Source organism: Vibrio sp. 10N.222.54.E6 (genome assembly GCF_041473955.1).
Taxonomy (GTDB): domain Bacteria; phylum Pseudomonadota; class Gammaproteobacteria; order Enterobacterales; family Vibrionaceae; genus Vibrio; species Vibrio tasmaniensis_A.
In genome coordinates this window covers 60,524-76,292 of the sequence record NZ_JBFRTD010000042.1, presented here as the reverse complement: position 1 = coordinate 76,292, position 15,769 = coordinate 60,524, and the positions used below count along the sequence as shown (strand labels likewise).

Here is a 15,769-nt window from a genome sequence, read left to right as displayed (position 1 = left end):
ATATAAACGCTTAAAGGTTTGGACCTGTTGTCGGGTTTTGCGGTAGGTTTTGACTTAAACGCTGCATGCCTTGATACATACGAATAAACCACACCACAATCGCCACACCACCAAATACCATGCCCACATATGGAATGTAGTAAGCGATGTCATCGATAATATGGTTTTGATACCAGTAATCGTTCACACCGATCAACACGCCGTTAGAGGTCGCTACCGTAACGATAAGCACAACAAAAAACGTCAGGTTCAAGAAGAACGAGCGAATCAAGCCGTAGTAATGGGTATCCACTACTTCGCCGTCTTCGCCTTTATCTAAACGATAGCCCGCGTAGATAATGGCAATCACACCAGAGAGAAGACAAGTAAATGGTGTAAAGCAGCTTAGGATGTAAGCAACCCAAATACCCTTATGAGGTTTGTTCATTCTTATTCACCCCTTCCATTTTCTCTGTTGCTACGTTAGCGCTTTGTTCAACGCCGTTTTTCTCTTGTTCCATCACTTCTTTGTACCAAAGGTCATGGTGTTCTTTAGCCCAGGTTTCATCGACTTCGCCTGTTACCATACCTTCTAGTGCGCCTTCCATACCGAACAAGCCAATATAGATGTGGAACACAAAACCACAGATAAGGATCAGAGCAGCAAGCATGTGAACTAAGTTCGAAAGCTCCATATCACGTCGTGTTTGGCCAAAGATTGGGAAATCTAACACCAAGCCACTGATCGCTGCGACACTACCCATAATGATAAGCAGCCAAAATAGCGCTTTTTCACCCGCGTTCGAAAACTCTGCCGATGGATGAGAACCTTTGTGTTTCCCTACCATGCCGCCTAGTTTGATGAACCACTGAATATCGACCATTTTGAAGATCGACTTGCGCCACCACTTGATAAGAACAGCCATCAATAGCACATAGAAAATCGGGCCGATGTAGTTGTGGTATTGCTTCGCCAATAGAACGATAAAGCCCCAAAGGTCAGTTGGAATATACGGCTTCAAAAAGTGCTTGCCGTAAACCAACATCAAACCACTGAACGCGAGCGTTAAGAAAGTAAACGCCATGCTCCAGTGCAGTGCGCGGTCCAGTCGCGACCAACGTTTGATCTTACGGCCCGTTCTTGGTGCACTCAGCATTAATGGGCCAATCACAACGTACATTAAAGTAACGAAAGCAATACTGCCAAAGATAGCGACGGCACCGGCTGGCGACATCCACTTCTCTTTCAATATGTACCACGTTTGCCCGGGCGTACTGATTAACATACCGTGCTCAGCCGATTGAGATGTGGTGTAACCTTCTTCACCGTTTCTTACTTGTCGCCAAAAATCAGCGCCAGCAAGTTGTGTGATTTCTCTTTCAGCAGAGCTCGATTGAGTTTGTGATGAGTTTGTCTCAGATGCATGACTCAAAGGAGACAGCATTGTTAGTGCTGCCAACATTGGCAGCACAACAAGAAAGAGACGCTTAAACATTGTAAGCATATGTCTCTCCTAACTAGCTCTTCATCGCATCGTAAGAAAGGTCATTGCCGTCTGTCCAGCCTGCACCCTTCGCACCACGCTCAACAACACGCTGACGGAATACATCAGAGACTTTCTCTGCATCACCCGCTAGCAGTGCTTTGGTTGAACATAAAGAAGCACACATTGGTAGCTTGCCTTCAGCAATACGGTTCGCACCGTACTTCTGACGTTCTTCCACAGAACCTGGCTCTGTTTCTGGACCGCCAGCACAGAAGGTACATTTGTCCATTTTACCGCGCTCACCAAAGGCTTCCTGTTTAGGAAATTGAGGTGCGCCAAACGGACAAGCAAACAAGCAGTAACCACAACCGATACACAGATCTTTATTGTGAAGTACGATGCCGTCTTCTGTATGTTCAAAACAGTCTGCTGGGCAAACTGCCATACAAGGGGCATCAGTACAGTGCATACATGCGACTGAGATAGAGTTTTCACCCGGTTCGCCATCGTTCAATGTGACAACGCGGCGACGTTGAATACCCCATTCCAGAGCATCATCATTTTCATTCTTACATGCAGTGACACAACCGTTACATTCGATACAACGTTTGGTGTCACAAAGAAATTTCATTCTAGCCATTTTAAGACTCCTTACGCTTTACGAATATTACAAAGGGTTACTTTCGTTTCCTGCATCAACGTGACAGGGTCGTAACCATATGTGGTTGCTGTATTGGCAGCTTCGCCAATAACGTAAGGATCAGAGCCTTCTGGGTATTTAGAACGTAAGTCTTCACCTTCAAACTTACCACCGAAGTGGAACGGCAAGAACGCTAAACCCGGTTTAACACGACGAGTAACCATCGCTTTCACCTTGATGCGGCCTTTCTCAGCACCTTCAACCCAAACATCATCACCATCTTTAAAGCCAATGTCGTTTGCGTCTTTCGGGTTCACTTCAACAAACATCTCTTGTTGTAGTTCCGCTAGCCAAGGGTTAGAACGGGTTTCTTCACCACCACCTTCGTACTCAACCAGACGACCAGAAGTCAGAATGATTGGGTATTCAGCAGACTTGTCTTGGTCTTGAATTGATTTGTACAACGTAGGAACACGGAAGATTGCTTCCTTGTCATCCCATGTTGGGTAGTCTGCAACAAGATCACGACGTGGCGTGTAAAGTGGTTCACGGTGCAGTGGTACGCGGTCTGGGAATGTCCAAACAATCGCACGCGCTTTCGCATTACCAAACGGGATACAACCGTGTTTGATAGCCACACGCTGGATACCACCAGAAACGTCAGTCTTCCAGTTCTTACCTTCCGCTGAAGCTTTCTCTTCTGCGGTTAGATCGTCCCACCAACCCAGTTGTTTCAGCAGTTTGTCACTGAATTCTGGGTAACCGTCTTTGATTTCGCTGCCTTTTGAGTAGCTGTCTTCAGCCAATAGACTTTGACCTTCAAATTCGACGCCGAAACGAGTACGGAAGTTACCGCCGCCCTCAGCAACCGGTTTAGACGTATCGTAAAGGATATGCGTACCTGGGTGTTTCATCTCTGGGTTGCCCCAGCATGGCCAAGGAAGACCGTAAGTCTCGCCATTCGCTGGGCCGCCTTCTGCAGCAAGCGTTGTTTTGTGGAACGTGTGCCAGTTTTGTTGGTGTTCTTTCAAACGTTCTGGGCTTTGACCTGTATAGCCGATCGTCCACATACCTTTGTTGAATTCACGAGTGATGTCTTCAATCAATGGTTGGTTGTTCTCAACACGGATGTTTTTGAACAGTTGATCAGAGAAACCAAGCTTCTTAGAAAGAAGGTACATGATTTCGTGATCAGGCTTAGATTCGAACAGAGGATCAACAACCTTGTCGCGCCACTGTAGAGAACGGTTTGATGCCGTTACACTGCCGTAGGTTTCAAATTGAGTGGTTGCTGGAAGCAAGTAAACGCCATCTGTGCGATCGTTCATTACTGCTGCAACTGTTGGATATGGGTCAACGATAACCATCATATCCAGCTTCTGCATCGCCTTCTTCATCTCTGGACCACGAGTCTGAGAGTTCACCGCGTGACCCCAGTAGAACATCGCGCGGATGTTTTCGCGCTGACGGATCTTGTCTTTGTCTTCAAGTACGCCATCAACCCAACGAGATACAGGAATACCTGCACTGTTCATTGGTTTTTGACCGCCGTATGCGTTGTCGTCGAAACGTCCTTTCACCCAGTCAAAGTCGATGTCCCAAACTTTAGACCAGTGGCGCCAAGAACCTTCAGACAAGCCGTAGTAACCTGGAAGTGTGTCAGACAGTACGCCAAGGTCAGTTGCGCCTTGTACATTATCGTGACCACGGAAGATGTTTGCACCGCCGCCTGATTTACCGATGTTACCTAGTGCGAGCTCAAGTACACAGTAAGCTCGTGTATTGTTGTTACCCGTCGTGTGTTGAGTACCACCCATACACCAAACAATACAACCTGGACGGTTCTCAGAAAGCAGTTTTGCTGTGTGGTAAACGTCTTCTTCGCTTACGCCTGTCACGCGTTCAACTTCTGCTGGGCTCCACTTCGCGACTTCTTCACGGATCTCGTCCATGCCAAATACACGTTGGCGGATGAATTCTTTGTCTTCCCATTTATTAGCAAAGACATGCCATAGCACACCCCAGATAAACGCAACGTCTGATCCCGGGCGTAGAGAAACATAGTGATCAGATTTCGCAGCCGTACGCGTACGACGAGGGTCCGCAACAACGATCTTACAGTTGTTCTTCTCTTTCGCGATTAGGATGTGCTGCATTGCTACTGGGTGAGCTTCTGCAGGGTTTGAACCAATGAACAGCATTGATTTACAGTTGTGCATGTCATTGAACGAGTTTGTCATTGCACCGTAACCCCAAGTGTTCGCAACACCGGCTACTGTGGTTGAGTGACAAATACGTGCTTGGTGGTCAACGTTGTTTGTTCCCCACAAAGACGCCATCTTACGGAATGCATAAGCTTGCTCGTTACTGTGTTTTGCACTACCTAGGAAGTAAACCGAATCAGGGCCAGACTCTTTACGAAGTTCTAGCGCCTTGTTACCGATCTCTTCAATCGCTTGTTCCCAAGAAAGCTTCTTCCACTTACCGCCTTCCAATTTCATTGGGTACTTAAGACGACGTTCACCGTGGCCGTGCTCACGCAGTGCTGCACCTTTCGCGCAGTGTCCACCAGCATTAAATGGGTGATCGAATGCAGGTTCTTGACCTGTCCATACGCCATTTTGAACTTCAGCGTAGATACCACAACCCACAGAACAGTGAGAACAGATAGTGCGTTTCACTTCTGTTTTCGCTTCTGGGTCGACTGATTTAGCTTGCGCCTTTTTCATCATGCCTGGAGCGAATAGACTTGCGCCTACTACCGCGCCACCAGCTGCTAATGAGGTGTTTTTCATGAAGGCACGTCGAGACACACCCAGTTGATTGGTTTCTTTGCTCACACTATCGGAGCGTTTGACAAGTTTCATCCGTTATCTCCTAAAGTGTGTCGTAGTAATCGCGAATGTGTTGCGTTTCACGATAGCCCGTCTTCTTCATGTCTTCTTTCGGCATTTCAACCGTTTCTGAAGCAGTTGCCACTTTCGTTGTACCAGCGACAACGGCACCAGCAACGGCTGCAGTCGTTAAGCCTTTGAGTAAGTCCCTACGGCTTGTGTTTATTTCTTTATTATCTTTCATCATTGCTTCCTTACCTTGCGGTAGATCTTTTTGGAGGCTTAATGCCCCTCTATCGATATAATCGCGTACTGCTCGATTACTCGTAATCAGTGACGTTTTTCACATCAATCTTTAATTTATGTTTACTGCTTTTTGTATTAACGCTAAAACGCACTTGCTCTAACGTTAGGAATGCTTCACACAGCTGTGCTGCTGATTTGTAGAAGTTCGCACTTTCTGCACTTTCAAGCTGACGCGTAAAAGAGTTAAACCAAGGACCAAGATGCTTATTGAAAACGGCTTGTTGAAGCGCGTCTTCTTCATTGGTTAGCATCGCCATTACTTCACACAATGCAGCAATATGATCTTCTGGTTCTTTCACTTGATCATCACGTTCAATGCCTAAAAGCTCTAGGTCATGACGAATCTCTGCTAAGGGTTTTTCCATCATGGCGCCAGTTCTATGCCAAGAGCCAAATGGAACAATCTCTCCGCGGCCAATGCCAATGAAAAGATTCTGATATTCATCTTCTAGTGCTTCGCGGTTTGATTCGGTTGCGGCTTGTTGAATCGCAATCCAAGCCTTTTGCATCGCACTCTCAGACGCTTCAATGTCTAGCGTCTTGAGAAAGTTGATCACCTCTTCAGAAGGTGCGCTACGAAACAATGCAGAAAGAACCAGATAGATTTCAGTTCTTAGTGTCTGTTCTTGCTTTAATTCTTTTACGAGCTCAGGCTCTTGTGCCTGATCCAAATTAGTATCCAAGGCCAACTCCTAGTATTTCAATTGTTTCAATGGGTCTTGAGCCATTGAATCGAACATGTCCACCACACGACAGTCTTCACACATCGCAATACGATTAATCGCAGTTTCATCTGAAAAATGAGAGTGACCGCGTAACTTGTTCTGTAACATGTCAATCATAGACTGTGGAGCGAATGGCTTATGGCAACGTAAACATTCCGCTGCTTTCTCTTCATGAATCACAACAGCCTTCTGACGTTCTTCTTTCACCCAATTCATACGAGGAGTCAGAGTAAGAACATTCTCAGGACATGCCTTTTCACACAGACCACATTGAATACAGTCTTGCTCTACAAACTTAAGTGATGGAGAGGCACCATCGGTATGCAGCGCACGTGTTGGACACACAGCCACACAGCTCATACACAAAGTACAATCTTTGCTTTCACAAGAAACCGTGCCGTATGGCGCATTCGAAGGGAGCTCTACAATGTTTTCAACAGGAATACGAGATGAAGACATCGCATCAAGTGCTGTGAATAGGCGTTGACGTTTATTGCCTTGAAGATCGCCAAGTGCAAGATCGAACGAATCAACACACAGTGTTGGAGGCCCTTCACGTAGAGATTCTAAATACAGGATATCGATGGTTTCTTTTGGAACACCGATTTGGTCTAGTAACTCTTGAGCGATCCCTACTTCGTTATTTAGGACACGAATGATGGTTTCTGGCATAAAGCGAGAAGCAGCAAACAGAACCTGAGTTGCGCCATTCACTAACGCTGCAAACCAAGTATCAATACCAATAGAAGGCAATTCTTCAACAACGATTGGAATCACGTTATCTGGTAGCGCTTTAAGAGCCATCACGTTGTAAGTTTCATGACGTGAGCTACAGATAAGTACGATTGGATCCAGACCGCCCGCATGTTCATAATTGGCTAGCGTACGTTCAATGAACTTTTGCGTATCGTCAGGATTTGGAAGCGCATAGGTAATCGCTTCTGTAGGACAGCTTGTTGCACAAGTCCCAACGCCCTGACATAGGTAAGGGTTAATCTCGATCTTGTGACCTGTCTTATCTGAGCCTTCACTTGATAGTGCGCCAGCAGGACAAGCATCAACACAACGCTCACAGCCTTTTACGCCACGAGAACTGTGTGCACAAAGGTCAGTGTCTAGACGGAAAAACTTAGGCTTATCAAAAGTACCCATTAGCGTTGGAATCTCTTCCAGTGCTTCCGCCAGTTTTGGATAGCCTCGCCCTACTGGGTAATAACCAGGAACAGGTACTTCTTCTGTCATGCAGCTGTTCAGACATAGGTCTAGAACAACATCGAAACAATCGTGATTAATGGCGACTTTCGCTAGGTTGCTTGATGTGCCTTTACTCTCAATCACGACTTCAAACGTGCCGAGGAAACCCGATACTTGAACCGAATTCGCGAAGTACAGTTCTGGGTTTGTGCCCTTTTCGCCGTCTGTTGACAACAAGGTTAAGCTCGTTAATTGAGGTAATTGCGCCGCAGCACTTTCAATGATCGCAGTTGGACCAATAACAAGTGTATTACCGCCGCTTTCGTAGCTAACAGTAGGTGGAATCAGATTTGTTAACTCTACTGTATTTTCAAATGCATACAGTCTTGCTTTAGCGTTATTTGAAGTTGCTTGTTCTAATAATTGTTTAAGCATTGCTCAGTTCCATCTATGGACATGGATAATCTGTTCAACCTTCATTGTAGTAAGCGATAGAGAACTTGCTGAGTAATCCGTTAACAACTAACTCTTTAGCTAGTGTGCCATTCGTTAGACCCTGAACTCGTCTATCTACAAAAAAGTTGATAATGAACGTTATTTAGCAAATGCCATGCCAATTTAATAATTCTTATATATCAGTGCTTTAATGCTTTGTGGCGTTTATTGTACGTATAAAAAAACCGCTTGGGACATTTTGTCGCAAGCGGTTCATTGAGTGTTTAGTCAAAATGTACCTATTATTTGTGTGGTATATTTTGTCCCATCTCTGTCAGGTCAGCTTCGTCTGACATTGTAGCTTTATTATTAGTCACTGTGTTTTTATACAGTCCTTTTTCTTCACCCGCAATTTCGTCACTTTCACTGAGTTCTGACTCGGTCTCTTCAGCTTCATTAATAGAGTCATCAACCTCATCAATCAAAGTTTCTTCTTCATTATCAGCGACTTGTTCAGGTTCGTTTACTGTGTCTTCTTCTGTCTTGTCTTTTACCCAATCGCGAAGAGTTTCTGCAACTCCTTCAGACAGAGACTTCAAATTGCTGTAATCGTCGTCGTAATCATCTAAACCATCACGAACGTTGAACTCTTCTGAGAGGAATAGTTTACGCAATGCGGCTTTTTTTACGCTTTCAGAGGCTTCTGATACCAATAATTGGGCAACAGACAAATCTTCAGTGGCTTCTGGTGCGGGATCTTGAACGTCAGCAACATGAACTTCTTCATTGATTTCTATAGTTTCACTCTCTAAAGACTGAGGCGCTGCTGCTTCCATTTCAGACGAAAGATCAGCAGGCGAAATCTCAGAAGCTGAAGAATCAGAGGGAGTGAGTGCTGGTACTTCCAATGTTTGCTCTACTTCCAAAGGTTCGTCAGTGGATTCATCAAGCTTTCGTTGAGACCAACGGCTAAAGAAGTTAGTTGCCATTTGATCTTCCCGCGCCTTTGCGTTTCTTACGTCTTGTTTCTAATAACTCGCCATGACGACCGATGAATGCTTCCATCCAAGCCTGTACGGGCAAAGGAATGTCGTAGGAAAGTACTTGGTTGTCACCGTCCATGTATTGCCCTGCAACGGTTTGTGAGGCAGTAAGTAACTGAATGACGGGCTTAACATCAGAATCGACATTATCCATTACTAAGAAAAGCTTAGGTTGCTGAGAGCTTAGGTTGAATCGATAGTCTGTACGTTCATCTTTATGTAATTGAAGTAAACAAACGTCTGGGGCGTCATCTTCTGGTGACAATTCAAACCCCTTCAATTCCCATTGAGTGGTTACCCAGATACCTGTTTTGATCTCTTTCTCTATTCTTTGGACACCTATTGGCCAAGCTGCTTCTGTTTTTTCGTATTGTTCTTTGAATTCTTTTATCTCAGACATACTTCACCCAATTGATTTTCTTTGGCCTGAATGTGCTTAGGACATTTTGTACTTAGCTCAATCCTATAAGCGCTATAAAGCAATAAACACGCCAATACAGGTTAACTTCAATAGCGCATCTACAATGTTCGTCATCAAGTTGTCACTTAACGTTAGTCGATACTGGTTATTTCAGACAACTCCACTCGGTGAACTCCCATATTTTGCGCTATTTTAATCAAATGCTTCATGTTTTCCTGAATACCCGTTATTTTGGAATAAGATTTGCTTTAAGCATGAGTTAAAGAATCGATGAACAAGATCGGCGTTAGACCCTCTTGTTAACTTCTTATCTCTTTAAATCGCTATCTCATTAAGTAGGACGTGACTGTGGTAAAACCAAACATAATAAAAACTAGTGAAAACCCACTTCAAACAATCGAAGTTGAAGTGTTTGATGAATATGGTGAGAAGCTAACCAAACAGATCGCTTGTGAACGCCCTCTTACCGTCATGTTGAACTGGAAAGAGATCGTAACTCTGATGACGCTCGGCTCGCGTCCTGAATCTTTAGTCTTGGGTTATTTGAAGAACCAAAGCTTCCTTTCTGACCCTGAAGCAGTTGAATCTATCATCATCGATTGGGAAACCAGCTCTGCAGCGGTCATTACCAATGAAGATACGAGCCAGCTTGAGCAAGCGCTTAAGAAGAAGACGGTGACCTCTGGCTGTGGTCAGGGCACCATGTTTGGTAACGTGATGAAGCAGTTGGAAGATTACCAAGTGCCTCAGACCAAAATTAAGCAATCTGAAATTTACACGGCTTTAGAAGCACTGACTCATTACAACGACACGTACAAGAAAGCTGGCGCGGTACATGGTTGCGCTGTTTGCAAAGACGACAAGGTTCTATCGTTTGTTGAAGATGTTGGCCGTCACAATGCGGTAGATACGTTGGCTGGTGAGATGTGGCTTAACAAAGAGTCTGGTGAAGATAAGATTTTTTACACTACTGGCCGCCTGACTTCTGAAATGGTCATCAAAGTGGCGCAGATGGGTATTCCTGTTCTGTTATCACGTTCAGGCGTAACGCAAATGGGTTTAGACTTGGCTCAGCAATTTGGTATCACGACCATTGCTCGCGCTAAAGGCCTGCGTTTCCAAGTGTTCACTGGCGCAGAGAAGATTGAATTTGATGTGAAAGGTGAATAATCAGCAGTCGGAAAAAAGCGTAGGTTCGATTGGAGATTCACTAACCGCTTCTAATTGTAAAGTTCTGATGTAAAGAGTTAGTGACCCTTCAAGGATAGATACATAGAAACTTAGCTAGATACAAGATACAAAAACGCCGTCATGCTTTTCAGTATGACGGCGTTTTTAATTTTTAATTTTCGGTTTATAGCTTATGCCTGAATTTCCAACGCATTGAGTTGAAAACTAAGGCTAACTTAAAGCTTAGCCGCGTGCTTTCAAGAACTCAGCGTAAGTACCGCGGAAATCGTTGATCTTGCCATCTTTGATTTCAAGGATACGAGTTGCAAGCGAGTCTACGAACACACGGTCGTGAGATACGAAGAACAATGTGCCTTTGTAGTTCTCAAGAGCCAAGTTAAGCGCTTCGATAGATTCCATATCCATGTGGTTCGTTGGTTCATCCATAAGCAGGATGTTTGGCTTGTGCATCATGATCTTACCAAGAAGCATACGACCTTGTTCACCACCAGAGATAACCTTTACAGATTTCTTAATGTCGTCTTGACCAAACAACATTCGACCTAGGAAACCACGAACAACCTGCTCGTCTTCGCCTTCTTGGCGCCATTGGCTCATCCAATCAAACAAGTTCATGTCTGTCTCGAAATCGTGTGCGTGATCTTGAGCGTAGTAACCGATGTTTGAGTTTTCAGACCACTTGTACTCACCAGTACGTGGCTCAAGAGCGCCAGCTAGTGTGTTAAGTAGTGTTGTTTTACCCACACCGTTTTCACCAATGATAGCAACACGCTCACCTACTTCGAAAATACCGTCGAACTTGTTGTATAGGTCTTCTTCAAAACCTTGAGATAGGTTTTCAACCACAAGTGCGTTACGGAATAGCTCTTTAGACTGTTCGAAACGGATGAATGGGTTTTGACGGCTAGACGCTTTAACTTCGTCTAGTTGGATCTTATCGATCTGCTTAGCACGAGACGTTGCTTGCTTCGCTTTAGATGCGTTAGCAGAGAAACGAGATACGAACGTTTGAAGTTCAGCAATTTGTGCTTTCTTCTTAGCGTTGTCAGACAGTAGACGTTCACGAGCTTGAGTCGCAGCCGTCATGTACTCATCGTAGTTACCTGGGAATAGACGAAGTTCGCCGTAATCAAGGTCAGCCATGTGTGTACAAACAGAGTTTAGGAAGTGACGGTCGTGCGAAATGATGATCATTGTGCAGTTACGTTGGTTTAGCGTATCTTCCAACCACTTGATGGTGTCCATGTCCAGGTTGTTCGTTGGTTCGTCAAGAAGCATGATATGCGGGTCTGCAAACAGTACTTGAGACAATAGAACACGAAGTTTCCAACCTGGTGCTACTTCGCTCATTAGACCGAAGTGCATAGATTCTTCAATACCTACCGCAAGAAGAAGCTCACCCGCTTTCGCTTCTGCCATGTAACCGTCCATTTCAGCGAACTGAACTTCAAGATCAGCTACCTTCATGCCGTCTTCTTCGCTCATTTCAGGCAAAGAGTAAATGCGGTCACGCTCTTGCTTAATAGCCCAAAGCTCTTTGTGACCCATGATAACCGTGTCGATTACCGTGAATTCTTCGTAAGCAAATTGGTCTTGGTTTAGTTTAGCTACGCGCTCGTTTGGATCGTAGCTTACGTTACCAGCACTTGGCTCAAGTTCACCAGATAGGATCTTCATGAACGTCGATTTACCACAGCCATTCGCGCCGATTAAACCGTAGCGGTTGCCTTCGCCGAACTTAACTGAAATATTTTCGAAAAGTGGCTTAGCGCCGAATTGTTGGGTGATATTTGCTGTGGAGATCAATGCCGTTACCTTTTTAATGTGAAAAACGCCGCAACGTTACTTGTTCGGGGCTTTAACTGCAAGTCTTGATTGCAATTACCCGCTATTAAGTGAGTGATAACCCAACCAAATCATAGTTTGAGCTGACTCACACTTTTGATTTTCTATTTATCGACGAAAAGCCGCTGATTTTCAGGGAAAACAAAATATCAAACGGCGCCCTAAAATGGGAGAGATATAACGTCCCAAATCATGCCGACCATTGAATATATCGTATGCTGATTAGTTACAGTAAAACCAACCCGATCAAAGCACGCACAGACATAGCCAATATGCTCAAATACTAGCCTAATCCCTGACAATTTCATGACAAAATCGATCGAAACAGGAATAAAGTACTCGCCCCCGATACGGGGTTGGATTTCACAAAGTAAGATTATCTAACTATAGTAATCCTAACCTCATAATTCTAAGAGACTTTTATGCGTTCACTATCGCGCTTCTTACTCCTCACTTTAGCCATTCTCTCATGGCCTAGTCATGCCAACTTGGAATATGACTTACAATCTCAGCCGCAGGTATCCGATTCTGCTGTTGACCTCGATGCTCGAATTGATTCGTTACCCGATCCCCTCTTTATGGAGTCGTCGGACCGACGCCAAGTCAATATCTTGTTAGCTGAAGTTCTGCGAGTTCAAAAGCAGGAAATCAAAATCTTCGAGCAACAGATAAAAGCTTATAGAGATAACAACGACGTCGCTCAATGGTTTGAGGTTCAAACCAGTTACGTCACTTTGAATAGCTTAAACGTCAGTAAACAACATCTTCTGGAACAGACGAGCTCTGCGAACAAAGAGCGCTTAACCGGTTTTGGCCCTTATGGTGTTACCCAGTTTAAGCAAGAATGGGAATTAACTAAGCTCAATATTGAGTATCTTGCATACTTCCAAATCCGAAGCTTCAAGGCGTTAGTTAACGATATCTTTATTTCGCCCGTACCTGTGATTGGTGCGTCGTTAAAAGTGTTGTTCATCTATTTCGGTTTAGTGTGGTGGCTTGCTAACAGCACTCGCTTAATTGAGTTGTTTCGAATTAACTTTCTTGAAGCGAAAACGAATCCTCCTTTCTTGGTTCGTGTCATTTGGTACATCAGCCGCGCTGAAATTGCGATTGCTTGGCTAATTGCCATCACATTGTCATTGAGAGTGCTTTCTAGTATCCCTAGTCTGCAACATTTGATTTTCCTGGAGATCTTCACGTGGTGGATTCTAGGTGGTTCGATTGCCATCAGCTTTATTTTGGAATTTGCCTACCGTTTGGGTCGTACATCCAATCAAGAAGTGATCGCGCTGCGCCTATCGACTATCCGCCGTTACGTGTGGAGCTTCATCGTAGCGGGTGTGATTCTGCAAATATCAAGTATTACGCTAGGCAAAGGCACGATTTATAGTTGGATATATAGTGCTCTGTTTTTCTGGTTTGTATTGGTTACGGTTTCAGTGCTCAGGTTATGGAGGGCGAAGGTCTTCGATACACTTCAACACATTTCTGAACGTCCGGTATGGGTGAGTTGGGCGGTAAACCGTAAGGGTACGTTCATACTTAATATATTGGCGACAGCCATTGGTATCGTGTGGCTGAGCGTTTACAACTTCCAACACCGAATTATGGCCCTTCTGTCTAACTACACGCTGTTTAGCCAAGCTTTAGCGTATCTGTTTAGAATCGAAGTAGCTAAGCAGTCAGATCTCGATAAGAATCAGCAAAACTTGGTTCGAATCAAAGGCGATCAAACGTATGAATACATTCTGCCGGGTAATATAGACAGCACGTTAATTGACTATGCCGGTGACGAGGTTAAGCAACTGTCTCGCTACTTGATGTCAGACAGCCCGGCTATCTGTATTGTTTCAGGCGAGCGTGGTGTGGGCGCGACAACGCTGCTTTATACTTTGCTGCACAAAGTATCTAACGCTGAGCCCGTATATGTAAGCTGCCCTTACGCGGGTTACCAAGAGCTGTTGGCACATCTAGCCGTGAGCATCGGCTTGGAAGAAGAAGCGACTGAAATTCAAATATTAGCGCACCTTCGTAAGAGCAATACCACTTACCTTATCGCGATAGATAACGCTCAACGACTGGTGAAACCAATGGTTGGCGGTCTGTCTGATTTGATTCGTTTGACCAACCTTCTGCGTCGTTCTAAAAAGAACCACCGTGTCGTGATATCGATCGCCAAATCAAGTTGGCGATTTGTGGATAGAGCGCGTGGTGAGCGTCTGCTGTTTGATTTGGTGTGCTTCCTTCCGCGTTGGACAGAGAAACAAGTGGGTGAACTTCTAAATAGCCGTATCAATACGGAGCTTGAGAAGCCGTTGTCTTTTGATGGCTTAGTGGTCCCTAAGCAATGGGACCAAGATGACATGAGTGAAGAAGAACGTGCACGCCAAGGTTTCTATCGAATTTTGTGGCACTACTCTGATGGCAACCCTACCGTTGCGCTGCGTTTCTTCCGACTCTCTTTGAACCGAAATAAAGAGACAGATCAAGCGGTAGTACGTTTATTCCATGTCCCTGAAGCGCAGGAACTAGAGAATATGCCTAAACCTATGTTGGCTGTACTTCGTTCTATTGTACAACTGGAAATCGCTTCTCCAGAAGTGTTGTCTGAATGTACACAGCTGAGCACGGCAGAGATAACGGGGATTCTGCGTTACTTTGAAAGCCGTGGTTATATTGGTTGGCATGAAGAAAAGGCTCGAATTTCCGAGCACTGGTTCCGCCACATTACTAACGTTCTTGATCGTCAACATCTACTGGTGAAGTAAAATGAAGAAGTTATTTATCCTACTATTTGTTGGCTTGGCAAGTGCTGTCAGTTTCCCGACCTTTGCGACGGAAGAGTTAGCTAACGTAGAAAACATCTCTAAGATAGCGAGCTTGGTGCGATGGAGCGGCGTGTTCTTCTCCATGATCGTTATTGCCGCAATGTGGTTGTTGCTTAAGTTCATCAATTCGTTAGTGACCAGTTTTGGTAGTCAGTTCGTGCAATATCGAATGCTGCTACAAAAGCTGCAATCGTTTACTCAGTTCTTTATCTACGTGAGCACCGGTCTTATCGTGTTCATGATGAGCTTTAGAATCAACGACCAAATCTTAGCTTTGATTGGTGGTACGCTCGCCGTGTCGGTCGGCTTTGCGCTTAAAGACTTGGCAGCATCGTTTATCGCCGGCATCACTGTGATGATTGACAGACCGTTTCAGGTTGGTGACCGCGTCACGTTCGAAGGCAACTACGGCGACATCATCACCATTGGTTTACGTTCGGTACGAATGAGAACCCTGAACGATGACATCATTACTATTCCGAACAACAAGTTCTTAAATGAAGTGACCACCAGTGGTAACTATGGCGCATTGGACATGCAAGTGGTGATTCCGTTTTACGTCGGTATGAATGAAGACATCACCCTAGCCCGCGACCTGATTCAAGAAGCCGCGTCTTCAAGTCGTTACATACACTTGCCAAAGCCTGTAACGGTTCTGGTTAAACAGACGATTACCGACAACTACCTAGCGATACAGTTGACGTGTAAGGCTTATGTGGTGGACACCGCGTATGAGAAATTGTTTGAAACCGACATTACCCTGCGTGTGATGAAAGAGTTTAAGAAGCACAACATCAACCCACCGAAGATTTCAGTGGCAGCGCATTAGGCTTTTCATATT

General features: G+C 44.8%; 13 protein-coding genes. 3 read left to right on the top strand and 10 right to left on the bottom strand.

The features are described 5' to 3' along the window. Positions 1–10: 10 nt before the first annotated feature. The 9 genes from AB4513_RS22240 to AB4513_RS22200 all read right to left on the bottom strand — a co-directional run bounded on the left by AB4513_RS22240 (position 11) and on the right by AB4513_RS22200 (position 9,043). Positions 11–427: a hypothetical protein gene (locus AB4513_RS22240; protein ID WP_009846728.1), complete on the bottom strand. Its 417-nt coding sequence runs from the start codon at positions 425–427 to the stop codon at positions 11–13. After that, a complete protein-coding gene (locus AB4513_RS22235; RefSeq protein ID WP_009846729.1) occupies positions 411–1,484 on the bottom strand; it encodes a formate dehydrogenase subunit gamma in 1,074 nt (357 codons plus the stop codon). Before AB4513_RS22235 ends, AB4513_RS22240 begins: the two co-directional genes overlap by 17 nt. 13 nt (positions 1,485–1,497) lie before the next feature. After that, a complete protein-coding gene (gene fdh3B / locus AB4513_RS22230; protein WP_004733723.1) occupies positions 1,498–2,106 on the bottom strand; it encodes a formate dehydrogenase FDH3 subunit beta in 609 nt (202 codons plus the stop codon). A gap of 11 nt (positions 2,107–2,117) precedes the next feature. Continuing rightward, positions 2,118–4,973 (bottom strand): formate dehydrogenase subunit alpha, encoded by a 2,856-nt coding sequence (locus tag AB4513_RS22225; protein ID WP_009846730.1) that lies wholly within the window; start codon positions 4,971–4,973, stop codon positions 2,118–2,120. A gap of 10 nt (positions 4,974–4,983) precedes the next feature. Then, positions 4,984–5,184, bottom strand: coding sequence for a twin-arginine translocation signal domain-containing protein (locus tag AB4513_RS22220; RefSeq protein ID WP_004733728.1), 201 nt, complete (start codon positions 5,182–5,184; stop codon positions 4,984–4,986). A gap of 76 nt (positions 5,185–5,260) precedes the next feature. Next, positions 5,261–5,929, bottom strand: coding sequence for a molecular chaperone (locus AB4513_RS22215; RefSeq protein ID WP_009846731.1), 669 nt, complete (start codon positions 5,927–5,929; stop codon positions 5,261–5,263). Between the two features lie 9 nt (positions 5,930–5,938). After that, the gene (locus tag AB4513_RS22210; RefSeq protein WP_009846732.1) at positions 5,939–7,600 is read right to left on the bottom strand and encodes a 4Fe-4S dicluster domain-containing protein; all 1,662 of its coding nucleotides are present in this window, start codon (positions 7,598–7,600) and stop codon (positions 5,939–5,941) included. 302 nt (positions 7,601–7,902) lie between these two features. After that, a complete protein-coding gene (locus AB4513_RS22205) occupies positions 7,903–8,589 on the bottom strand; it encodes a DUF3306 domain-containing protein (RefSeq protein ID WP_009846733.1) in 687 nt (228 codons plus the stop codon). After that, entirely contained in the window at positions 8,579–9,043 is a 465-nt protein-coding gene (locus AB4513_RS22200; RefSeq protein ID WP_009846734.1) for a DUF3305 domain-containing protein, read from the bottom strand. Before AB4513_RS22200 ends, AB4513_RS22205 begins: the two co-directional genes overlap by 11 nt. Positions 9,044–9,412: 369 nt before the next feature. Here AB4513_RS22200 and fdhD point away from each other — a divergent pair, with 369 nt between their 5' ends. Beyond that, positions 9,413–10,234, top strand: a complete 822-nt coding sequence (fdhD, locus tag AB4513_RS22195) for a formate dehydrogenase accessory sulfurtransferase FdhD (protein WP_009846735.1) — start codon at positions 9,413–9,415, stop codon at positions 10,232–10,234. A 243-nt stretch (positions 10,235–10,477) separates the two neighbouring features. Here fdhD and AB4513_RS22190 read toward each other — a convergent pair whose 3' ends face one another. Further along, positions 10,478–12,061 carry an ABC-F family ATPase gene (locus AB4513_RS22190; RefSeq protein WP_009846736.1) on the bottom strand — a complete coding sequence of 528 codons (1,584 nt, stop codon included), beginning with the start codon at positions 12,059–12,061 and terminating at the stop codon, positions 10,478–10,480. A 461-nt stretch (positions 12,062–12,522) separates the two neighbouring features. Here AB4513_RS22190 and AB4513_RS22185 point away from each other — a divergent pair, with 461 nt between their 5' ends. Further along, positions 12,523–14,868, top strand: coding sequence for an ATP-binding protein (locus tag AB4513_RS22185; protein ID WP_009846737.1), 2,346 nt, complete (start codon positions 12,523–12,525; stop codon positions 14,866–14,868). A gap of 1 nt (position 14,869) precedes the next feature. Next, positions 14,870–15,757: a mechanosensitive ion channel family protein gene (locus AB4513_RS22180; RefSeq protein ID WP_009846738.1), complete on the top strand. Its 888-nt coding sequence runs from the start codon at positions 14,870–14,872 to the stop codon at positions 15,755–15,757. Positions 15,758–15,769 lie beyond the last annotated feature (12 nt).